At 51.1% G+C, this 22,440-nt stretch carries 26 protein-coding genes; all 26 read right to left on the bottom strand.

What is annotated here, in order from left to right; genetic code table 11:
* Nucleotides 1-5: 5 nt before the first annotated feature.
* Entirely contained in the window at nt 6-509 is a 504-nt protein-coding gene (locus GX016_06720; protein ID HHT71252.1) for a gamma carbonic anhydrase family protein, read from the bottom strand.
* A gap of 109 nt (nt 510-618) precedes the next feature.
* Nucleotides 619-2,007, bottom strand: coding sequence for a radical SAM protein (locus GX016_06715; GenBank protein ID HHT71251.1), 1,389 nt, complete (start codon nt 2,005-2,007; stop codon nt 619-621).
* An 82-nt stretch (nt 2,008-2,089) separates the two neighbouring features.
* Nucleotides 2,090-2,461: a winged helix-turn-helix transcriptional regulator gene (locus tag GX016_06710; protein HHT71250.1), complete on the bottom strand. Its 372-nt coding sequence runs from the start codon at nt 2,459-2,461 to the stop codon at nt 2,090-2,092.
* Between the two features lie 189 nt (nt 2,462-2,650).
* Entirely contained in the window at nt 2,651-3,805 is a 1,155-nt protein-coding gene (locus tag GX016_06705) for a DUF362 domain-containing protein (protein HHT71249.1), read from the bottom strand.
* A 14-nt stretch (nt 3,806-3,819) separates the two neighbouring features.
* Entirely contained in the window at nt 3,820-4,911 is a 1,092-nt protein-coding gene (gene rodA, locus GX016_06700; protein ID HHT71248.1) for a rod shape-determining protein RodA, read from the bottom strand.
* Nucleotides 4,912-4,981: 70 nt separating this feature from the next.
* Nucleotides 4,982-5,257 (bottom strand): cell division topological specificity factor MinE, encoded by a 276-nt coding sequence (minE, locus tag GX016_06695; protein ID HHT71247.1) that lies wholly within the window; start codon nt 5,255-5,257, stop codon nt 4,982-4,984.
* A 22-nt stretch (nt 5,258-5,279) separates the two neighbouring features.
* Complete coding sequence (minD, locus tag GX016_06690) at nt 5,280-6,080, bottom strand: septum site-determining protein MinD (protein HHT71246.1); 801 nt, start codon at nt 6,078-6,080, stop codon at nt 5,280-5,282.
* An 18-nt stretch (nt 6,081-6,098) separates the two neighbouring features.
* Nucleotides 6,099-6,815 (bottom strand): septum site-determining protein MinC, encoded by a 717-nt coding sequence (gene minC, locus GX016_06685; GenBank protein ID HHT71245.1) that lies wholly within the window; start codon nt 6,813-6,815, stop codon nt 6,099-6,101.
* A gap of 194 nt (nt 6,816-7,009) precedes the next feature.
* Nucleotides 7,010-8,848: a penicillin-binding protein 2 gene (gene mrdA / locus GX016_06680; GenBank protein ID HHT71244.1), complete on the bottom strand. Its 1,839-nt coding sequence runs from the start codon at nt 8,846-8,848 to the stop codon at nt 7,010-7,012.
* 11 nt (nt 8,849-8,859) lie between these two features.
* Nucleotides 8,860-9,384, bottom strand: coding sequence for a rod shape-determining protein MreD (mreD, locus tag GX016_06675; protein ID HHT71243.1), 525 nt, complete (start codon nt 9,382-9,384; stop codon nt 8,860-8,862).
* A 15-nt stretch (nt 9,385-9,399) separates the two neighbouring features.
* Nucleotides 9,400-10,224, bottom strand: a complete 825-nt coding sequence (mreC, locus tag GX016_06670) for a rod shape-determining protein MreC (GenBank protein HHT71242.1) — start codon at nt 10,222-10,224, stop codon at nt 9,400-9,402.
* A 16-nt stretch (nt 10,225-10,240) separates the two neighbouring features.
* Nucleotides 10,241-11,284 carry a rod shape-determining protein gene (locus GX016_06665; GenBank protein HHT71241.1) on the bottom strand — a complete coding sequence of 348 codons (1,044 nt, stop codon included), beginning with the start codon at nt 11,282-11,284 and terminating at the stop codon, nt 10,241-10,243.
* 32 nt (nt 11,285-11,316) lie between these two features.
* Entirely contained in the window at nt 11,317-12,030 is a 714-nt protein-coding gene (radC, locus tag GX016_06660) for a DNA repair protein RadC (protein ID HHT71240.1), read from the bottom strand.
* Complete coding sequence (locus tag GX016_06655) at nt 11,990-12,634, bottom strand: septum formation inhibitor Maf (GenBank protein HHT71239.1); 645 nt, start codon at nt 12,632-12,634, stop codon at nt 11,990-11,992. The genes radC and GX016_06655 overlap by 41 nt, the downstream gene beginning before the upstream one ends.
* 23 nt (nt 12,635-12,657) lie before the next feature.
* Nucleotides 12,658-12,909, bottom strand: a complete 252-nt coding sequence (locus GX016_06650) for a DUF4321 domain-containing protein (GenBank protein ID HHT71238.1) — start codon at nt 12,907-12,909, stop codon at nt 12,658-12,660.
* Entirely contained in the window at nt 12,909-13,520 is a 612-nt protein-coding gene (locus GX016_06645) for a Gx transporter family protein (GenBank protein ID HHT71237.1), read from the bottom strand. The genes GX016_06650 and GX016_06645 overlap by 1 nt, the downstream gene beginning before the upstream one ends.
* A gap of 12 nt (nt 13,521-13,532) precedes the next feature.
* A complete protein-coding gene (locus tag GX016_06640; protein HHT71236.1) occupies nt 13,533-13,919 on the bottom strand; it encodes a NusG domain II-containing protein in 387 nt (128 codons plus the stop codon).
* Nucleotides 13,916-14,944 carry an FAD:protein FMN transferase gene (locus tag GX016_06635; GenBank protein HHT71235.1) on the bottom strand — a complete coding sequence of 343 codons (1,029 nt, stop codon included), beginning with the start codon at nt 14,942-14,944 and terminating at the stop codon, nt 13,916-13,918. The genes GX016_06640 and GX016_06635 overlap by 4 nt, the downstream gene beginning before the upstream one ends.
* A gap of 38 nt (nt 14,945-14,982) precedes the next feature.
* Entirely contained in the window at nt 14,983-15,798 is an 816-nt protein-coding gene (locus GX016_06630) for an RnfABCDGE type electron transport complex subunit B (protein ID HHT71234.1), read from the bottom strand.
* A 14-nt stretch (nt 15,799-15,812) separates the two neighbouring features.
* A complete protein-coding gene (gene rsxA / locus GX016_06625; protein ID HHT71233.1) occupies nt 15,813-16,400 on the bottom strand; it encodes an electron transport complex subunit RsxA in 588 nt (195 codons plus the stop codon).
* Between the two features lie 14 nt (nt 16,401-16,414).
* Nucleotides 16,415-17,017 (bottom strand): electron transport complex subunit RsxE, encoded by a 603-nt coding sequence (gene rsxE, locus GX016_06620; protein ID HHT71232.1) that lies wholly within the window; start codon nt 17,015-17,017, stop codon nt 16,415-16,417.
* A gap of 18 nt (nt 17,018-17,035) precedes the next feature.
* Nucleotides 17,036-18,013 carry an RnfABCDGE type electron transport complex subunit D gene (locus GX016_06615; GenBank protein HHT71231.1) on the bottom strand — a complete coding sequence of 326 codons (978 nt, stop codon included), beginning with the start codon at nt 18,011-18,013 and terminating at the stop codon, nt 17,036-17,038.
* A 12-nt stretch (nt 18,014-18,025) separates the two neighbouring features.
* Nucleotides 18,026-19,339, bottom strand: coding sequence for an electron transport complex subunit RsxC (gene rsxC / locus GX016_06610; protein HHT71230.1), 1,314 nt, complete (start codon nt 19,337-19,339; stop codon nt 18,026-18,028).
* Between the two features lie 737 nt (nt 19,340-20,076).
* Entirely contained in the window at nt 20,077-20,862 is a 786-nt protein-coding gene (fdhD, locus tag GX016_06605; GenBank protein ID HHT71229.1) for a formate dehydrogenase accessory sulfurtransferase FdhD, read from the bottom strand.
* Entirely contained in the window at nt 20,847-21,461 is a 615-nt protein-coding gene (locus tag GX016_06600) for a molybdenum cofactor guanylyltransferase (protein ID HHT71228.1), read from the bottom strand. The genes fdhD and GX016_06600 overlap by 16 nt, the downstream gene beginning before the upstream one ends.
* 50 nt (nt 21,462-21,511) lie before the next feature.
* Nucleotides 21,512-22,336 (bottom strand): formate/nitrite transporter family protein, encoded by an 825-nt coding sequence (locus tag GX016_06595; protein ID HHT71227.1) that lies wholly within the window; start codon nt 22,334-22,336, stop codon nt 21,512-21,514.
* Nucleotides 22,337-22,440 lie beyond the last annotated feature (104 nt).

Here is a 22,440-nt window from a genome sequence, read left to right as displayed (position 1 = left end):
CTCCCTCATTTCCACTCCTGCTTTATGTAACGCTGGGCATACTCGGTGTAACGAGAAGCTGTGCTCCGGAACATTTGTATTTCTTCCTGAGACAACTGGCGAATTGCCCGAGCCGGATGCCCGACCACTAGGCTGCGCGCTGGTAATACTGTGTTTTCCAGTACTAAACTACCGGCGCCTATCACCGTTTCCCGACCGACACGAGCACCGTCTAGTATGATAGCTCCTATGCCTACTAAGGCCCCCTCTTCGATATAACAGCCGTGTACAATCGCTCCATGACCCACCGATACATAATCCTCCAGCACAACCGGAAACCCGTGGGATACGTGGATAACAGATCTGTCCTGAATATTACAACCTTGTCCTATGGTTATGGTATCCACATCAGCCCGGACAATGCTACCAAACCAAATGCTTGACATGGGTCCAATACTCACTTGACCTATAATCTGAGCTCCCGGGGCTATGAAAACGCTGGGGCTAATCATTCGTTCAAGCCTCCTCATTACGCTTTGTCCTTTCGCCATAGGAGGCCGTTTTCCTGCTTGATAAAGACACTACATTGCCCGGGCCTCGCGACCCGGGCAATTATCATTACCAAACACAGCCGACGTACTATTTGCCGGCTTGCTCAGACACCTGGCTAAAATAACGCCCTTCAAGCTCATCAGCTGCCTTTAGCCATTCACTGGAGCGCCGGTCAAGAAAGGTGGCCTGCAGGCCAGAAAGCACATCTTGAGCCCCATCATGAGTAGGCTGAGCTCCTGTTTCCTTAACGATATCACGCAAGGCTTGGGGTGCGTCGATGATGGGGCAGGGAGCATAATGATTTTTGTTGAAAGGCTGCCGCTTCTGATAGGCGGTAAACAGCGGTGAAGCCAGGATTTCCTTCAAACTCTTGTCGCGAATATTATCGGTGGCAAAATGTACAAAGGCACAAGGTTCGACCATGCCGGCAGCATTGATATGAAAATACATCCGGCCGCCGGCAATGCAGCCGCCGGTAAAGTGGCCGTCGTTCCAGAAGTCTGCCACCAAGATTGGTTTAGTCATTCTAATTTCAGCCACCCGCTTAACTAACCAAGCCCGTTGTTCCGGTGTAATCATCATATCAAGATCTGGATCACGACCAATAGGTACATAGTGGAAAGTCCAGGCGTAAGTCGCACCTTTGTCCACCAAGAAATCCATAAATTCATCAGAATATGCTTTTTCCATATTGTCTCGCGTAATTGTGAGCGAGGTGCCAAAGTAAACACTTCGTTCACGTAGGCGATCCATGGCCGCCATCACTTGGTCAAAAACACCCTCGCCGCGGCGAGCATCTGTCTGTTCGCGCCAACCCTCCAGACTAAACGCCGGCGAGAAATTGGCCAGTTCAGCTAGCCTATCCGCCACTTCGTCTGTAATTAGAGTACCGTTTGTATAGGCCATGAAGCCCATGTCAGGATGGCGAGCTACAACATCCAGCAAATGAGGATAAGCAAACGGTTCGCCGCCGGAGAAGACAATCCAATAGATGCCAAGTTCCTTAGCCTCGGTAAACAAGCGATCCAGAAGCTCCGGTTCCAGCTGATCCGTCTTTTCATATTCACCGGCCCAACAACCGGTACAACGCAGGTTACAGGCGGAAGTAGGGTCGACCAATATTAGACTGGGTATATGAATGCCCAGCTTCTTCATCAATACATTGCGTCGTGGTCCACCAAGAAGCATGGCGTTAACTACCCAAATACTGACAAAGTTTCTTAACATACGTGGATTCTTAACCAGACGTCTAATTTGAGCCATGATCTTCTCGTCGCCCACCACACGGGCTCTCAGCGCCCTGATGTTCTTCTTCTGCCCTTCATCAGGTGCTACCTTTTCAGCAGAATCCAGGATACGGGGCAAGTTTTGCTCCGGGTCCCGGCTCAGGTATTTTAGGGCTTGATCGAGAGCCATTTCGGCTGCGACCTTCTTTGCACGTTCGGCACTAAGAGCCACAGTGTCAAATACAGCCATGTTAATACCTCCTTAGTATTCTCTCATCCCCCGACTCTACCTTACCGGTTCCATTTATCACCTCCAAATTCGTCCCACCGTTTTAGATCATTGCCGGTTCCAGCGAAGTCAACAGTCCTAGCTCCTCGGCATGCAAGACAGCTGCCACAATTAGCGCGATAACTCGCCGGTCGCGCAGCGAATAAAACACCTCTTTACCGGCACGGCGCTTTCTGACTAATCTTTGATGATGCAAAATGCGTAGATGGTGTGAAACCGCCGGTAAACTCAAATCTAAGAGACAGGCCATCTCTCGTACACATAGTTCACGCCGCCCAAGAGCAAAAAGTAGCTTGCTGCGCGTGTCGTCGGAAAGAATCTTAAACAGTTCTCCGACACCGCTCAGCGCCTCTATCTCGGAGCGCAAGTCATCGGGAGCGCTATCATGTTTGGACTGACCCCCAGACTCCGGCATCGCCTCACCTCCTCCGTTGCCCTTTGTTCTTTATCTAATAATTAAACAGTTGCTTAATCGTTAATTGAATTATACTACTCCTTAGCTATGATTACAACTATTAGAAGCAATTATCCAACAAAAATCCCCACCTACGAGGTGGGGTTTTGGATTGGTACTGGCTAAATTCCAACTGCAGGGCACTTTGTTTTATGATCTCAGGAACCGTCGGCTTAGCCAGGAGCGATGAATGGTTACAGCCTGCTCTGGACACAGTTCTTGACAGCAGAAACAACGGATGCACTTTTTCAGGTCCACTGTAGGCCGCCTGTCGGCCAGGGTTATGGCTTTGGCCGGGCAACTTCTGATACAAATACCGCACCGACGGCATTGCTCGGCGCGAAAAACCGGCCGCGCGCCCAACAGGCCTCCGGCTAACTTCAACAATCGCGGCGGCATGCGGTAACCCAGTAAGCGAAAACTGGTTCCCCCTGGCGGGGGCACCTCAAAATCGGAGACTATTGCCTCCCTTAACGCCGAGCCGACCACAATATCATCCACCGAACGAGCTAACAACCCACGCTTAGCAGCCAAATTGGTTGATGGCACTTCGTCCAAATTAAGGCCGATCAGAGTAACGGCCACCGCATCCAGAGCGAAAACCGACGGACTGGCTAACAAATAGCCCAAAGGACGTGGTGTTCCTGCCGACGGTCCTTCCCCTTCCATACCCACTACTGCATCCATAATTGTAAGCGCAGGCCTCACCGTCAACGCCAAATCTAATAAGAAGCCAACAAACTTATGGAGCTCCGACAACTGTAAATGATACTCAGCTTTGTGCAGTCCCGGTATGCACCCGTACAAGTTTTTGACTGCTCCGGTGTATCGTGTCAGGCCATGACTTTTTAGCTTCGGTAAATTAATAACCACATCGGCATTACAAACCGCCTGACTCAAAGTAAAACTGCGCTCTCTGGCCTCTTCCGGTGCCGATACCTGGGTGCCGGCCACATCCCAATTCAATTCCGCGCCTGTTTCCCGTGCCACCTGAGTCAAACCGGAGACTCTATAAATGTCTTCCAGTATGGCTGTGGTAAACGGACCGCCCGGGCTGTCATATATAACTGGCTTACCGCCGGCCCGTATTACTTCTGCTGCCACTGCCTTCACGACCAAGGGATGGGTGGTTACTGCATCTTCCGGCGGTCGTTTGGTTAGTAAGTTAGCCTTGAGTAAAACCCGCTGTCCCGGTTTAACATATTGTCCCCAACCACCCAGGTAGTCCACCGCTTGCCTTATCGCTCCGACAACTTCCTTTTCACCATAGCCGGAACAAGGCACCAAGGCTACCGTTTCGTTCAAGTCTTATCCTCCATTCAAAACAGAATCTTTTGGCGACGCATATGAACATTAAGGAGTAATCCCAATGCCATCATATTAGTAAGATAAGAGCTGCCACCATAACTCATAAACGGCAGTGGGATACCGGTTACCGGCATAATTCCCATGGTCATGCCCACGTTCACCAATATGTGAAACGTGAACATAATCACCACCCCGGTGGCCAGTAAAGTGCCGAAATCATCCCTGGCTTTTAGGGCTACTTGGATACCACGGTAAACAAGAATAAAATAGAGGAACAAAATTCCAGCCGCCCGTACAAAGCCTAACTCTTCACCGATCACCGAAAAGATGAAATCCGTATGTTGCTCCGGCAAAAAACCAAGTCGATTCTGGGTGCCGCGAAAGAGCCCTTTCCCCCATGTGCGTCCAGAACCGATGGCAATCATGGATTGGATTACATGATAACCGCTGCCTGCCGGGTCAATATAGGGATTAAACACTGCCAGTATGCGTTTTCGCTGATAATCCTCCAGTAGATAGAACAAGACTGGAGTCGCAGCCCCTCCCAGTCCGCAAAGTCCGGCCAAGTGCTGCCACTTGATCCCGGCCACAAACAGCATCCCCAAAAGCAAACCCATAAACACCAATGATGTTCCCAAATCAGGTTGTTTCAAAATGAGAATCATGGGTAGACCCACATGAACAAACACTGGCAGCAAATCACGGACAGTGTGCAAAGAAGAGGCTCGTTTAGACAACAAATCGGCCAATGTAATGATGATTATTAGCTTAGCCAGCTCGGACGGCTGTATTTCCACCGGACCTACTCGTAACCAACGCTGGGCACCTTTTGCCTCTCGACCAAGGACCAGTACCGTTGTAAGCAAGGCAAGGTTAGTATAGTACAGGTATCTGGTGTACTGAGCCAGATCATGATAGTCGATAGAGAGTGTCAACACAAATAGTGCCAGCCCCACAATCACCCGAGCCGCCTGGCGTTTTACAAAATAGGATGGGTTTTCCGGGCTGGCACTGGCAATAACAAAAAAACTGATGGTGGTAAGGAGCACCACCACAGCAATAATGACATAGTCCAAATTCTTGAGTAAGCGCTTATCAAACATAATGCCCCTCCAGGGAGAAGTACTGACTCTACCCTAATTATAAGTGTTTCTCCCTGCGTCGTCTAGGCATTTATACTGCTTTGATGGCCCGTTTCATTCGTTTAATGGGAATGCTAGCCACCAACGCCACCGAACGTTCCAGGCTGTGGATACTCACTTCTACGCCGGCAGGGTCGATCTCCATGTATTCGGTAATCACACCGATCACTTCTTCTTTGATCGTCTCCAGAAACTGCGGTGAGACCGTGGCTCGATCATGTACCAGAACCAGCCGTAGCCGCTCCTTGGCAATTTCTTTACTGGGGGCTTCGTCACGTCCAAAGACTCTACCCAAAAGATCAAACATAGTTACCCTCCTTCCTCGGCCCCTAGCTTCCAAAGCCGAACAGATGCTTTACCCGAGCCATAAACCCTGCTTCGACTTCCAGCGGCATCAGCGGCACTTGCTCCCCGGCAATGCGGCGGGCAATGTTGCGAAAAGCCTGCCCGGAACGGGACAAGCTATCTAAGACTGTTGGCTCGCCCCGGTTTGTAGCCACCACTATACGATCGTCTTCCGGCACTACTCCGATTAAGTCCACAGCCAAGATATCGATAATATCATCAATGTCCATCATATCGCCACGCCTTACCATAGTAGGACGAATACGGTTAATAAGAAGTTGAACTTCGGTCATTTCGGAAGCTTCCAGCAAACCGATAATGCGGTCGGCATCACGCACAGCCGAAACCTCCGGAGTGGTCACCACAATGGCACGGTCGGCACCGGCAATGGCGTTGCGGAAACCTTGTTCAATGCCGGCTGGACTATCCACCAGTATATAATCGTACTCCGCCTTTATCTCCTCTGTCAGGCTTTTCATTTGTTCCGGTGTAACTGCCGTTTTATCCCTGGTTTGCGCTGCCGGCAGTAGAAATAAGTGTTCGTTGAAGCGTTTGTCGCGAATCAGCGCTTGCTTCAAGCGGCAAACTTTCGCTGTTACATCCACCAAGTCGAACACGATCCGGTTTTCCAGCCCCATCACCACATCCAGGTTCCGAAGTCCGATATCCGCGTCCAGTAAAACCACCCGATGTTCATTTAAGGCCAGGGCTGTACCCAGATTAGCTACCGTGGTGGTTTTGCCCACGCCGCCCTTTCCGGATGTAACAACAATTACCTCCCCCATTGCCACTCCTCCTTTTCTCTAGCTTCGTTGTACCAAGGATAGCATTTGGTTGGTGTCATTCTTTTCTACTACCACCTGGCCATCTTGTAGCCGTGCTATTTCTGGTTGCCCGGAAAACTGGCAGCTTTCATCGTCCGGGGAACGTGTGAACACACCTGCTATTCGAAGTTGGCTCGGCTCCAAGCGAAAGGCAGCTACGAAAGCTCCCTGATCACCGCTAGCCCCGGCGTGTACCAAGCCTCTCAGCGCCCCTATTACTACAATGTTCCCTTCAGCAATGATTTCCGCTCCCGGATTTACATCACCGGTTACCACCACATGACCGGTAAAATTCACCTGCTGGCCGCAGCGAAGGTTGCGGTCAATGAACATTACCGGCAGTTGCGAAACCTTGCCCAGGGCAGATGCAAGCAGTCCGGGGGGTTCAATTTCTATCGGATTGCCTGCGGCTGCTTCTGCTTCTAGCAGATCTAATTCATTGGACTTATCATTGGTAAACCCCTTTAAGGCAAGTCCCGCCTGACTGTTGATCAGTCTAGACAAAGACTTCTTTTGTCTGTTGGTAAGCTTTCTCGTTCCAGGATCAATAATCACCTGGGCCCCCTGGAAGAAACCTCGGGCTGCTTCTAATTTGGTCTTGAGATTGTCCACCACTTGTTTAAATTCACATTCATCGTCAAGGACAATGAGCAACCCGTCCCGTGTGCCTTTAAAGACGGCTTCCTCTTTGATCATGTTCGACCCTCTCCCTAAAGCCTACTTGCCCACTAAAAAACTTTACCCAGTTCTATTCCATTTAATTCTAACTCCACCCAGCTAAATCCTGCTTTTTCCAATAAAAAATGCCGGGGATTTACCCCGCATTTTTCCACCTTTTGACATAATACTAACATGATCCCTAACCAGAGTGAAGGGATCTCACTCGGTCCCTAATTCTCTGCCTGGGCAAAACCAAAGTAGGCTTCCAGGATCCTTTTTACCACCGGAGCTGCAGCCGAACCACCGTGCCCTCCTTTTTCCACCAACACAGCTACAGCAATTTCGGGGTTTTCGTAAGGAGCAAAGGCTACAAACCAAGCGTGGTCTGCGCCGTGAGGATTTTGAGCTGTGCCTGTCTTTCCAGCCACCGAAACTGGAAATCCTTGAAAATAGTAAGCTGCCGTTCCTTCCCCTTGGGTTACAAGATACATTCCTTTTCTGACAGCAGCTACTGTCTCCGGATCAAGATTAAGTTCCTCAATAATCCGCGGTTCCACTGTCCGCTCGATCTGGCCGTCCGGGGCAATTATCTCGCTGGCCAAATAGGGACGATAACGGGTGCCGCCATTAGCTATGGTGGCTATGTAATTAGCCATTTGAAGCGGTGTAAAGGCCGAAAACCCCTGCCCGATAGCAGCGCTCAAAGTCTCCCCCGGTTGCCAGGGTTCCGCTTGACTAAGACCCAACTCCTTATAATGTTCCAGTTTCCATTCTGGTGTAGCCAATAGTCCGGTAGCTTCCACCGGATAAAGATCTATGCCGGTGGGTTGGCCGAGACCATACAAGGCTGCATACTTGTTCAGGTTCTCGATGCCAGTACGGTAGCCCAGATCATAAAAGTAAACATTACAAGATACAGCTATGGCCCGAGTCAGGTGGACCACGCCGTGACCGCCGGCTTTCCAGCATTTTTTCGGTTCGACGCGCCAGTATACGCCCCGGTCCAAAATAGTGTCCTCGGGTCTAATGGTTCCTGTCTCCAATCCGGCTGTGGCCGTGACCATCTTGAAGGTGGAGCCGGGCGGATAGACACCGCGTATAGCCCGATTCAGTTGTGGTTGCCAGGTGGGGTCACTTATGCTGGCCCAGATATCCGGCGGTATTGTCTCTTTAGTAAATATGTTAGGATCAAACGAAGGTTCGCTGGCCAAAGCTAACACACCACCGGTACGAACATCGATCGCTACCGCTGTGGCAGCCTTGGTCGGAAATTCTTTCTCGATCGCCTCCATCACCTTTCGCAGGCCGAAGACAGCTGCTTCTTGCACCTCCCGATCCAAGGTAAGTTTAAGGCTGTGACCGGGAACCGGCATTCGTCGTCCCGGGAGTATCTTTACCGGCCGCCCGTCGGCGTCCACCTCCACTTGTTGTCCGCCGGGTTCACCGTGCAGATACTCATCGTACACCCGTTCGACCCCGGTCTTGCCCACGATATCACCCATCTTATAGCCCTTATCTCGCCAGGCCTCCAGCTCTTCCCGGTCAATCTCCCGTACATATCCGAATACGTGAGCCCCCACATCACCTAACAAATAGTCCCGCACCGGTTGTTCTTCAATCATCACCCCAGGGAGTTCGGACTGATGTTCAGCAATTTTGGTCAGCGTATTAATATCGGCATCAGTAGCAATGCGTATCGGAGTGTAAGCCCGATATTCTTTCCGCTCCTTCAGCCGTTCTACCCTCTCACTGACTGTTTGCCGCACATCGTAGCCTAAGACCTCGCTTAAACGCGCTAAGACTGCGTCCGGATCATCCATGTCCATAGGAACAACACTTATTACCGGCGCTAAGCGGCTGGTCACCAATGTTCTCCCGTTTCGATCCAGAATATCCCCTCGCGGTGCCGCCAGCGGTAACAGACGAATTCGATTCTCGGTAGCCATCTTTTCGTATCTTTCGCCCTCAGTAATTTGAAGATAGCCCAGCCGCCCGGTAAGTACGGCAAAAATCAGTACCGCCACAATGGACATACAGGTCAAACGCCGCTCTAATGCTTTAGGATTCATAAAGCCTCACCTCATAAGGAACGCCCACGCTGACCAAAGCGGGGCGGCTCGTAGAGAAGTTCGCACAAACGATAAACAATAGGCGCAAACAACGCCGTGACAACAGCGGTAGGAAACACAACGGTACGAAGGGCAACCACAAAACTCCATCTCATTTCACCAAAAAACCCCGAAGCCAGAAAGAAAATAATGCCCTCTGCCAGGCTAGCCAAAAACAGAGTTATAGCCGGGAGAAAAATATTCTCCTTAAATACCTTCCCTTCCAGTAAGCCTAAAACAAACCCGATAATACTCTTAGCCACAGCATGGCTCCCCGGCAGACTGCCCGTGACCACATCCTCCAACAACCCACCTATGGCACCCCAAAACAGGCCCTGAGACCAGCCGCGCAACAGAGCTATCGAACCCACTGTGGCCAGAATAAGGTCAGGCCTAACTCCAAATAATTTAATCTTATAAAACATTGTGCTCTGCAGCACCAGCATACCGCCCATACCTCCGGCAACTATCAAGAACCGTCGGCCGGAAAAATCCATCTTCCTTCTTCTCCCCTAGCTCTGCGGCTCGATAATAACTAACACTTCCTCCAGATGATCCAAATCTACCGCCGGCTTCACTCGAGCAAATTTTCCCAGCCCATAGTCTTCCGCCCGCACTTCAACCACGTGGCCCAAAACCAGTCCTTTGGGAAAATCTCCACCCAGGCCGGAAGTAATAACAACATCTCCCCTTCGTACCGAAGCGGTGCGCGGAAGATAAACAAGTCGGCAGTAGCCCCCCTCATCGCCTCCCCTTAGGACACCCACATCCCGGCTTGATTGTCCCATGGCCCCAAGAGCACTGCGCTGGTCACTAATAAGCAGCACTTCGGCACCATTAGCTGAGACTTTATTTACCCGTCCAACAACACCGGCATTGGTCACTACCAAACTGCCTGCCTCCACTCCAGCCTGCTTTCCTTGGTCAATGGCCAGAGTGTTATACCAATTACTCGGGTCACGAGCCACTACCCGGGCAGCCAGCAGTTGGAATTCCTGCATTGCTGGTGGCAAATCCAACAGTTTGCGCAGACGAACATTTTCATGCCAGACTTCCACAGCTACGCTTTCCCGCGCTTTAAGTCGGGTTATCTCCGCATTAAGATAGGCGTTCTCCTCCCCGAGACGCCTAATTTCGGCCACGTAACGGATGGAAGCGTTGACCTTGTAGGTCAAAGCTAACACAGCTTTTTGAAGTGGGGCCAGCAAATCCCGTAGTAACCCTTCCGCCGGATCAATTTTCCCCCCCTGCTTGGCCGCAATACTCATAAGAAGCGTGAGCAGCACCGTGGCCACAGCCAGGAGCAGGTATTTGTAGTTTCGTGCCTGCCCAGGCATGGCAATACCGCCTTCCTCAACCACGTTTAGGTGCAATTAGCACCCGGCCCAGGAGATCGATTTCGTCCAGGGCTCTACCGGTACCCATAGCTACAGACGTGAGAGCATTCTCTGCTACATACACAGGCATGCCGGTTTCGTTCTGCAGTAACATGTCAATGCCGTGTAACAAGGAACCGCCGCCGGTCATAACAATACCCCGATCCATAATATCAGCAGCCAGCTCAGGCGGCGTTTTTTCCAAGGTAACCTTTACTGCCTCCACAATCGCCGTGACCGGTTCAGCCAGCGCTTCATGTATTTCGGCCGCTGTTATTCGAATTGTCTTCGGCAATCCCGTTACCAAGTCGCGTCCTCGGATCTCCCGCTCTGCCGTCTCAAACTCTTCTGTGAGAAAAGCAGAACCTAGATTAATCTTCACTTCTTCAGCCGTCCGCTCACCGATCATTAAATTGTAAGTGCGCTTAATGTACTGCACAATGGCTTCATCCATCTCATCGCCGCCAATCCGAATAGAACGGCAGGTAACAATGCCACCCAGGGAAATTACAGCCACTTCAGTAGTCCCACCGCCGATATCTACTATCATATTGCCAGTAGGTTCATGTACGGGTAGTTCTGCTCCGATGGCTGCTGCCATAGGTTCTTCGATCAGGAACGCCTCCCGTGCTCCTGCTTGTAAAGTGGCATCTAAAACGGCCCGCTTTTCCACTTCGGTAACACCGGAAGGAATGCTCACAATAACCCGTGGCTTTATCAATCCCCGAACCCGGTTAGCTTTGCCAATGAAATGACGCATCATAGCTTGAGTCACGTCGAAGTCGGCAATCACACCGTCCTTCATAGGACGGATGGCGATAATATTGCCTGGAGTGCGACCAATCATGCGTTTGGCTTCCTCGCCCACAGCTAAGTTTGCCCCGGTGTCTCGTTGAATTGCCACCACTGACGGCTCTTGCAGGACAACTCCCCGGTTCTTAACAAATACCAAGGTATTGGCCGTACCTAAATCAATGCCCATATCGCGAGAAAATTGGTTGAGGATGAAGCTTAAGACCATCTACTTCTAGACTCCTTTCTCCGACTTAACTGCTACCTAGAGACTGAGGGATTAATGAATCCTCGTTCCCGGAGGCTAACATAACGACCGTCACCGATAATGACATGATCCAGCACCTGGATTCCCAACAGTACCCCAGCTTGAGACAAACGATCGGTAAGTTTAATATCCTCCGGGCTAGGTTCGGGATCACCGCTGGGGTGGTTATGAACCAATATGACTGCCGCCGCACTTTTTCTGATGCAGCCTTTAAACAATTCCCGTGGGTGAACCAGGGCCGCGCTCAGACTCCCTACAGCTACAGTTTCCTGTGCCAGTACCTGATTCTTCGTGCTCAGCATAATGGTGCGAAAGTGCTCGCGATCAAAATACTGCATATCGCTTTTCACCAAAAAGTACGCGTCTTCAGGTGAACGGACGTAATCGCACTGTCCCGTATCTTCTTGGGCCAGACGTATACCCAGCTCCAAAGCTGCCTTAATCTGGGCTGCCTTGGCCGGCCCTATACCCGGAACAGCAGATAACTCACTAACATCAGCCGTAACCAAATAGCGCAGAGCGCCGCCTTCACCCCCGACTGAAAGCAATTGCTCCGCCACCTGGATAGCTGTCCGCCCTTTGTAACCAGTCCGTAAAATAATAGCCAGCAATTCGGCGGTAGCCAGGCTTTCGGCCCCCTGCTTAATTAGTCGTTCCCGGGGGCGACTATCCGGGGGTAGCTCCTTTAACGTTAGGTGGTACTTCATGCCCGCTTTCCCTCTCCTTTTTCAATAAGTCTACACCACAACGGGCAAGGAGTCCCGCCAGCTTTACTAACGGAAGACCCACTACATTAAAATAACAGCCCTGGATTCGTTCCACCAATAGTGCGCCTTTGTCTTGAATACCGTAAGCGCCGGCCTTGTCCAACGGCTCCCCTGTCGCCACATAGGCGGCAATCTCTTCGGCAGTCAGGGAGCGGAATTTCACCTCGGTAACTTCGTGGGCGGTAAGAGTACAGCCCGACTCCGGATCGGACACAGCTACCCCAGTGAGCACCTGATGCCAGCGCCCAGACAGCCCCTGTAACATAACAGCTGCCTGCCCCACATTCTTTGGCTTGCCCAAAATGGTTCCGTCAAGTATGACTATGGTATCGGCACCAATAACCAGCAGTTCTTGATCGGCTGGCAGTGCCGATGCTACCGCCTCAGCTTTACGTCGAGCCAATGCTTCAACTAACTGTCCTGGGTCGCTGGCCAAAACCCCAGCTTCTTCCTCCCGGCTCGGGATAACTTCAAACGACACTCCCAAGTTAGCCAACAATTCTTTGCGTCGTGGCGATTGCGAAGCCAGAATCAGTTTCTTCATCGTTATCTTGTCCCGTCTTTTAGCTACAGCAATCTATACAATAAATATCCCAAGAGTAATCCAATGGCCCCAGCCACAGTAAAATGAAGGCTTAGACCAAAAGTGATCTCAACTACGCTGAGATTAAGTGTTGTGGGCGCCAATCCCACCGTCTGACCTAGAGCTAAGAACGGCAGGTAATCAGAGAACAGTTGACCTAAAGCACCTCCAACCAAGGCGCCGGCCAAAAGAAGTACCACCAACAGGCCGGTGCTACGATATCTGCGCACAAACATCAATCCTCCTTTGGCGTATGGGAGCTCCAATGACATATTCTACATTCACGAGTTAAGTCCTGTCGTTTCCTACCATTACCAACTAAATGCAGCGGCGAGAAAGAAGGGGCCGAGCGTAAGATAAAACGGGACAGAACACCGACAAAATAGCCGGTCGGCAAAGCAAACAGTAATAAATAGGGCAAATATAAGACGATCCCCCAACTACGGGTAAGAAACACAGCCATCAGAAGTTGGGCCACGTTATGGGCCACGGCCCCCAAAATGCTTATGCCTACAGTGCTAAGTGACCCTTGGCCCAGAAAAAGTGCCAGGATCATCACAGTTGTGCTGCCGATAGCACCGGCTGTGCTCAAGAAAAAAGTAGTGGTGAGAAACGTGCCTCCTAACAGAGAGCCCAGGAACACTCTTAGACCTACCACTTTCCAGGTATCGGCCGGAGAGTAAGACATTAGGGTCAGCATGGTGACGATATTAGCCAAGCCCAGTTTAGCCCCAGGCAAAGTACTCAGGGCAGGTAAGTGCGATTCCACTACATGTAACACCGTTCCTCCGGCCACCAACAGTGATAGGCGCAGCAGCTTTCTTGTTTCTTCCCCCTTGCTGATCATGACTGCATCTCCTTACTGGCTGAGGCCGTCGTAATCGTAGTTATCCGAGCCCACAATACGCACCACCACCCGATTAGGAATACAAATAATGGACTCGCCGGGGCGGCTTATCCAACCCATGCCGATACATATTTTGTCAGGACAGGGTGATTCTACCATCTTTACTTTATTGTCTCCAACCTCAAGTAGGCTATACCCTTGAAAGCCTTTGATCTCGTGCTTCTCTCCTGCCTTAAGCTCCGACAGAAAAAGCCGCTCCTTAACCTGGCCGTTTACTTCAATTACAACTTCCGTGGGTCCGGCCAAGGGAGCATAGTTTTTCCATAACCAGATCAAGCCGCCTAACACGGCTACTGTTATGAGTACCACTGCTACTACTGTTTTGTCTCCTCGCGTCACTGGTCTTCCCCTTCTTTGTACACGAGTTCCAGCTCAGTCTCATGGCTTCCGGCCGTAAGAACCTGAAGCTTGGGTGTTACTACCACGGTGGTGATATGCGGTAATTGGTTAGTAAGAGCCAACCCTCTGTCTGCACCCAAGACGAATACAGCCGTGGACAAAATGTCGGCCTCGGCACTGTTATTGCCGATAATTGTGGCCGAGACCAATTCCCGAGCCGGTAACCCTGTATGGGGATCAAAAATATGATGATAGCGTGTGCCGTATTTAAGAAAATAACGTTCGTAATCGCCGGAAGTCACCAGGGTTAGATCCTGGCTGGGAAGTACAGCCAAAACTCCACCGGCTACTTCTGGCCGTGGATGGCGGATACCGATCCGCCACTTCCTACCGTCAGGCCGTATACCCACCGTCCAAATATTGCCGCCGGCATCGATTAAAGCTGATCGAACCCCGTGTTCCTTGAGTATTTCCCGAGCTCGATCGGCGGCATAGCCCTTGGCGGCTCCACCTAAATCAACACCCATGCCTGGCACTGGTAAAAACACTGTTTTTGTGTTCTGATCCAAAATAACTTTCCGATAATCTACCAGTTGAAGCGCTCGCTCAATCTCTTCCGGGCTAGGCACATATTTGTCTTTCTTACCGATGCCCCAAAGCTCCACCAGGGGACGTACAGTAACATCAAAAGCCCCGGCTGCTAGTTCACTGTAGTGCTGGCACAACTCAAGTAGTTCAAACGTTTCCGAACTTACCCTGACCGGCTCTAGGCCAGCATTTCTGTTGATCAAGGATACTTCGCTGTCAGGGTCATCAGCATTCATTAGAGCGGCAACCCGCCTCATTTCAGCAAAAGCCGCTGCCACCGCCTGCTCGGCCCGCGGGCCGTAGGCGGTAATGGTAACGGCTGTATCCATCATGAATTCTGTCTTACGCACTTCGGTACGGACCCCCCGGCAGCCACTTAAGAGCAGGCCCGCCACCACTAAAACTAATACCGCCATCTTGGTCCATTTCGTCTGCACTAGAGTTCACCTTTCGTCCAGCCGAAGCTTAGTAGTGATTATACTACCGCCTGGGCTGACTGTTCGCTTAAAGTTTCATTAATAATAATCTTCTGTGGACATTTGTCGGCACAGCGGCCGCAGTTGGTGCATTTGCTGTAGTCAATCCGGGCCAAGTTGTTTTCCACCTTAATGGCATCGTGCTCGCAGGTCTTTTCACAAATACGACAGGCGATACACCCTACTTGACACACCGGGCGTACTTGGCGCCCAGGTGCCGTAGAACTGCAGGCCACAAACACCCTGTTTCGTGCCGGCACCAACGCTAACACTGACTGCGGACAAGTCTGGACACACACACCACAGCCGGTGCATACATAAGGGTCGATTACCGGCAGTCCGTCCGGACCCATGGTAATGGCGCTAAACGGACAAGCGCGGGCACAGTTGCCCAATCCCAAGCAACCAAAGGTGCAAGCCTTGCCAGCGAAGCCAAAGGCCTTGGCACTCCGGCAGTCATTTAGTCCTACATATTCGGCCCGCTGCCGAGCCTGTTCGCGGCCGCCGCGACAAATAAGCCGGACCACCTGGCGATCATTGTTCGATGCATCCACACCCATGATCTGTGCCACTAGTTCTGCTACCGACGCTCCGCCGGCTTTGCAGGCATTGGGTGCCGCCTCACCCTTGGCTATCGCCGCTGCTAAACCACTGCAGCCGGGGAAGCCGCAGGCACCGCAGTTAGCCCCAGGGAGCGCCGCCAAAATTTCTTCCATCTTGGGATCTTTGTCTATGGCAAATTTACGGGCCGCCACACCTAAAAATATGCCGAACAGCAGCCCCAGACCGCCTAAGATAAGAGTAGCTTCTACCATTACTTGTCACCCCTTTAGAACAGAATGCCCCGGAACAACCCTTGGAAACCAAAGAAAGCAATAGACATAAGACCGGTAGCCACCAAAGCGATAGGAAAACCTTTCATGCTGGGAGGAATCGGGGCAAACGCCCAGCGTTCACGAAGACCGGCAAAAAGAATGATCGCCAGCGACCAACCAATGGCACTGGCCGTGCCATTGATAACGCTCTCGAGAAAATTATAGTTCTCAGAAATATTTAAGAGAGCTACCCCCAATACAGCGCAATTGGTAGTAATAAGCGGTAGATAAATACCTAGCGCTTGATACAGAATTGGGCTCGTTTTTTGAATGATCATTTCCACAAACTGAACCAGTGCAGCAATGACTAAGATAAAAACAATTGTTTGCATATACTGAAGTTCAAACTGAATAAGGAGATACTTATTCACTAACCATGTGACCGCTGATGCCATGGCCATGACGAAGATAACGGCGAGGCTCATGCCTGTAGCCGTCTCCACCTGTTTCGACACACCCCAAAAAGGACAGAGGCCCAAGAACCGGCTAAAGATGTAGTTGTTTATCAGTACGCCACCAATGATAATGGCCAGGTAATGCACGTTCGTCTCCCTCCTTAGTTCTCGCCGGTCTTACCGGTAAGAAGGTTTAACCCACCCAGTAGATAGCCTAAGGTAACAAAGGCACCCGGGGGAAGAATCATCACAATAGCAGGCTCAAACGCAGCCGGGAGTAGCTTAATTCCCCACCAACTACCGTTGCCCAGAAGCTCTCTAATGGTGGCCAATACTATTAGAGCCAAGGTAAACCCCAGGCCCATACCGAGCCCATCCACAGTGGAAAGTAAAACGTTATTCTTACTGGCAAAAGCTTCTGCCCGGGCAAAGATAATACAGTTAACAACAATCAGCGGAACAAACACGCCCAGCTTAGCATGGATGTCTGGCTGTACGGCTTTTAAACTAAGGTCTGCTACCGTAGTAAAAGTAGCAATGATGACTACAAAAATAGGAATACGAATTTGCTCCGGAATGATTTTACGTAGAGATGAAATCAATATATTGGACGCTGTAAGCACAAAAATCACGGCAATCCCCATCCAGAATCCATTGGCTACGGCTGTGGTCACCGCCAGCGGTGCACACATACCGATAACTAGACGGAGTGTTGGGTTTTCGTTAATAATACCATTAGAAAAGGTACCCCATAACTTTTTCATTGTTCCCCACCTCCCGGTTCATACCCGACTGGTTTGTATGCCGTAGACTCGGGGCGCAGTCCACCGTTCGATAAACGGCACCACCAAATTCATGAGCAAAATGGAATAAGAAACCCCTTCCGGATAGCCGCCCCAGAGGCGAATTAGTACGGTGATAATACCGCAACCTACACCGAAAACTAACCGACCTTGGGGAGTAACAGGTGACGTGACATAATCAGTAGCCATGAAGAAAGCACCGAGCATAAGTCCGCCGGCTAAGACATGATAGAGCGGATCCCCCGCAAAGAGGCCGCCACGACCGCCAAAGATCCAAGTAAGAACTGCCACCGTGCCGATAAACGTTGCCGGAGTGCGCCAGTCGATTACTTTCTGCCAAACAAGATATAGCCCCCCTACCAGTAAGGCCAGAGCTGATGTCTCGCCCAGGACGCCACCCACATTGCCTAAGAAAAGATCCAAGTACGACGGTAAGCTGCCAGCGGCTGTACCCTCAATAATGGCTAACGGTGTTGCGCCCGTTACAGTGTCCAGCGGCAAAGGAAAATTACCGGCCAGATACTGGGGCCAGGCTGCCAGAAGAAAAGCGCGAGCCGTGAGGGCCGGATTGATAAAATTGTAGCCGAGCCCACCGAAAGTCTGCTTAACCACAGCAATAGCAAAAACCGCCCCTATTACCACCAGCCACCACGGAGCATTAGCCGGCACGTTAAAGGCCAGAAGCAAACCGGTAACAGCAGCACTGCCATCCTTTATTGTCAAACCTCTTCCCAAGGCTTTCTGCATCACTGCCTCGGTAACCATGGCGCTAGCTACACCCAGCACCATAAGGTACAGTGAACGGAAACCAAAAAAGTAAACGCTGACCACCGCAGCTGGAAGCAAAGCCACTACCACCTGCCACATAAGCCAATCCACCGTCTCCTCGGCCCTAATATGGGGCGAAGAAGACACCAGCAGCTCTCCTTCCCCGGGAAGGATGTTTTGGTTAGCCATTTCCAACTCCCCCTACTTCCTCCGACGCCGACGCGCCAGTACTTCCGCTTTCCCTAACCGAAGTGCTGCCACCAAGTGCCGTTTCGACGGACACACATAGGCACAGCAACCACACTCAATACAGTCAGCCACATGCCCCTCCTCCGCCTGGTGCCACATGTCATTACGACAGTACTGATCTAATAAGGTCGGTAGCAGTCCTATAGGGCAAGCATCTACGCAGCGCCCACAGCGAATGCAGGCTCGTTCCGGCAAGGCTCCGGCTTCCTCAGGCGATAACACCAAAATACCCGATGTTCCCTTTAGCACCGGCACTTCAGCGCTGGACTGAGCTATGCCCATCATGGGGCCGCCACTGATCAGCTTTCCTACCTTAGCTTCCACCCCGCAGTACGATAGGAGTTCGCTGAACAAGGTGCCGATTCTTACTTTAAGGTTATAGGATTCCTTCAGCGGTGTACCGGTTACGGTTACTACCCGTTCCACCAAGGGCTTCCCGTAAACAATCGCTTGGGCCAAAGCATAAGTTGTGCCGACGTTTTGTACTAAGGCCCCTGCGTCCACTGGCAAACCGCCGGAGGGAATCTCCCGTCCTAAGACAGCAAAAATCAATTGTTTCTCCGAGCCTTGGGGGTACTTGGTGGTCAGCGGTACCACCTCGATGTTACCCTCTTCGGCCACAGCCGCCCTCAAGACAGCAATGGCTTCTTGTTTGTTGTCTTCAATCCCAATATAGCCCTTCTGGGCTCCGGTTACCTTCAACCAAGCTTTAAGGCCAAGAATAATCTGTTCCGGTTCTTCCATCATCAGTCTCTGGTCGCAAGTGAGATAGGGTTCGCATTCAGCCCCATTAATAATAACCGCCTCAAAACTCTTGCCCGGCGGCGGCGAAACTTTAACATGGGTAGGAAACATGGCTCCTCCCATACCCACCAATCCGGCTTCCCGGATCAAATCCTTAACATCGGCTGCCGACAGATCAGCCAACGATCGGCCACCGGTATTTATCCATGAATCTTGGCTGTCACTCTCAATTACTACAGCCAAACTGCTACGGCCCGTGGGGCAGGCCACCGATTCAAGAGCCGTAACTTTACCTGATATGCTAGCATGCACCGGAGCAGAAACAAAGGCTTGGCTGTCACCGATCTTCTGTCCTGCCAGCACTGTATCGCCCACTTTTACCAGCGGCTCGCAAGGAGCACCGCCTTGGGCTAAGGGGATTACCACCTTTGGTGGCAACGGTGCCGTCGCGATCGGACTATTCCCTGTCCTACCTTTGGCCGGCGCCGGGTGAACCCCACCTAAGAAAGACCTTAGTTTCATGTTGGAACCTCACCCCTCTGTTACTATAAAATAAACTAAATTCCTAATAGAAACTTTTTTTATTTCGACAACCAACAGTCAAAATCCTTGTTTCTTCAGCGCCTCATCAACTAAGAACCTAGCATATCGTTGTCCATTATAGCACAAATTCAGGCTAAATTGTTATCATGACCTCACAATAGTCTCCCCAGTTTACCCCAAAACAAATAGGTGTTAACTCCGTTGGCACATGCTACCGGTTAAAAGCACGTGCCAGGGGTGCCAAACTGAAGCTATTAGACAGCCATTGGCAGTATTGATCCCTGGCGCTCTGCTTCGTCGCTTTAGCCCCCTTCTCGCTGTTTTGCACACTATTTGGTTTGTTATGTAACTATCAATCCGTAAATCTAAATGGTCACCTCTTTGACAGGCCCAATTATTCGCTGGTTCTGTGTTTCACTCAATTACGGCCAGCAAACAAAAAGAGCAACCGTTTAGCGCTAGCATCCCCGCTGTCAACGCTCGCTTAGGCAGCCCACTGGCAGGCGGGCAGAGAGTCCGCCCCCCACACCATATTAAGATCAGAAAAGCGGCAGCTAACATAAGCCCGGCCCTCAAACCTCAGGCGTTATCACAATACTCGAGTGTTATATCACCCACATATGTGTTGATATTTCTAAGTCAAATTAGAGCTTTGCCACTGCTCAACTGTACTGGCCAAAACTTTTGCGCCTGGCGCATTGTTAATTTGTTAGCAGTCAGTCACGTTGTAGTCGCCAAACTTCGCTGTACACACTAAGACGGGTCCCCCGAGCAAAACCAACCACTGTAATACCGAGGCGTCGTGCCAGTTCCACCGCCAAATGAGTCGGAGCCGACGGAGACACCACCAGCGGAAGTCCGGCCAAGACCGCTTTAAGGATAATGTCCGAAGATATCCGGCCACTTATCACCAACACCTTGTCCGTGGTGGCCACGTCTGAAAGAATTGTATGACCGATCACTTTATCTACAGCATTGTGGCGACCGATATCCTGACGGAAAATAGCCAGGTCTTGCGCTCCCCCAAGGGCAGCACTATGGACACCGCCGGTGAGTTTAAACAAGGCAGAGCGTTGGTGGAGCTCACGGATCAACCTCAAAACCCCTTCCGGGTTCAGTTTGAATGTGGATGTCACCGGCGCTAACTCAAAACTGCTTTGCCAACAATGGTAAAAGGCCGGCCCTTGGCCACAGCCCGATGTCACCGCACTTGGAGCCGGAACAGCCGCCGTGGTGGCGCTTTCAGCCGTCCATACATAAACTGATCGTTCCTCCGGAACAATCCTAAGCTCCCGTAGATCGCTCTTTTGGTTAATCAACCGAGCAGCCTTCAGATACCCCACTGCCAGTTCAGCTGGGTAATCCCAAGAACAATGCAGCCGGACTAATTCATGTTCGTTGACATAAACAGTGACTACATCTTCCCGGACAACCACATCTTTCTCAGCTTGCCAGGCACCATTGCTCCACTTGGCAATGCTCATAGTCACTGTTGGCTCCACTTTGTCCTCTCTCCTCGTGTCAGCATTCTTTCGGCGTGCAGTACGTCAGCAGGTGTGTTGATGTTAAAAAAGCTAATAAGATTGGGATCGAATTTCTTAATCTCATTCTCGTTTACGTGCAACACTCGCAGCGGTGCCGTGAAAAGAGCACTGAGCCGATAGTTACCCTTTTTTAGTAGGGACCTGATCTGTGGCAAAATATCGTAACGGTAAAAAGAGTGCAGCGGTTCCACATAGTGCCCGAGGCGCGGGACTACAATATCGTAGTCCCGGCCCCGTTCCTGTAAGTACCTGATCAGCTCGGGATTTAAACACGGCATATCGCAACCGGCAACAAAATGCAGGCCTTCCCCGGCAGCAACAAGACCTGCTTCAATACCGCTGAGTGGGCCATGGCCATAGTGGATATCTTTGACCACCGCTCCCGGAAAATCAGGGTACAGGTCAGGCGTATTAGTAACCAGAACAAGCCGGTTAAAGACCAGATTAAGACTCGCCGTCACATGGTCGAGCAAAGCCTTGCCGTCCAAAGAGTACAACGCCTTGTTAGTTACTCCGAGCCGCTTCCCTTTTCCTCCGGCTAGGATTATGCCGGCCACAGCCTCCACCCCTTACTCCGGTCCTTATGATATAGCCATACTTACCGTATCTACTTTGCTTGGGTCGGTTTAATATAAATTAGATAATAGCCGGTGCCAATAATTAACGCCCCTCCGATTAAGTTGCCCAATGTCACCGGGATTAAGTTGTTAGTAATGAAATTGCCCCAGGTAAGCGCTGACACGTCTTTGCCAAAAACCTCCACTATTTTGGCATCCGCCGTCAGCATTATGCCCGCCGGCACAAAGTACATGTTGGCAATACTGTGCTCAAACCCGCTAGTCACAAAAGCGGCGATGGGGAAGAACATGCCCCAAAGCTTGCCACTTATATCCTTGGCCGCCAGAGCCAAGATCACCGCCAGCGTCACCAGCATGTTACAGAGAATGCCTCTCGCCACTGCGGCCCCAAAGCTAAGCTGCACTTTCCCCAAAGCTATGCCCAGGGCGCGCGCTCCCACTGCTCCTCCGTTCGCCTGCCAAAGCCCCGTGCCTGCCATCAACCACACCATAATCAGGGAACCTAAGAAGTTGCTGAAGTAAACCAGCACCCAGTTCTTGAGCAGCTGTCCCCAGGTAATAACTCCGGTGTAGGCAGCAGGAACCATTAGATTGTTTCCGGTCCAAAGCTCTGCTCCGGCGATTACAACCAGCATCAGACCCAAAGTAAACGTTAGTCCCATCACAACCCGAGTCATGCCGTCGCCGAAGAAGCTACCCACATCGTTAGTGGCAATGGTGGCTAACTGAGCTGCTAAGGAAATATATACGCCGGCTAGAATACCTAACAAGATCATGTTAGTACTGCTAAGATTGCCTTTTCCTTTGCCAAAATTCAACAGCCCTTGTGCAGTCTCCGCCGGTGTGCTAAACATGCGATCCATCGTTCCGGACCTCCTTTAAAGTCGGTTTCTTTTCCTAACACCAAAACTCCCTATGTTGTGAGCTGACCGGTTCTGGCGGCGCAGCAGACGCAGTT

This window comes from Bacillota bacterium, from assembly GCA_012837285.1.
Classification (GTDB): Bacteria; Bacillota; DTU030; order DUMP01; family DUMP01; genus DUNI01.
The sequence above is the reverse complement of the archived record's forward strand: the minus strand, read 5'-3'. Positions and strand labels throughout refer to the sequence as shown.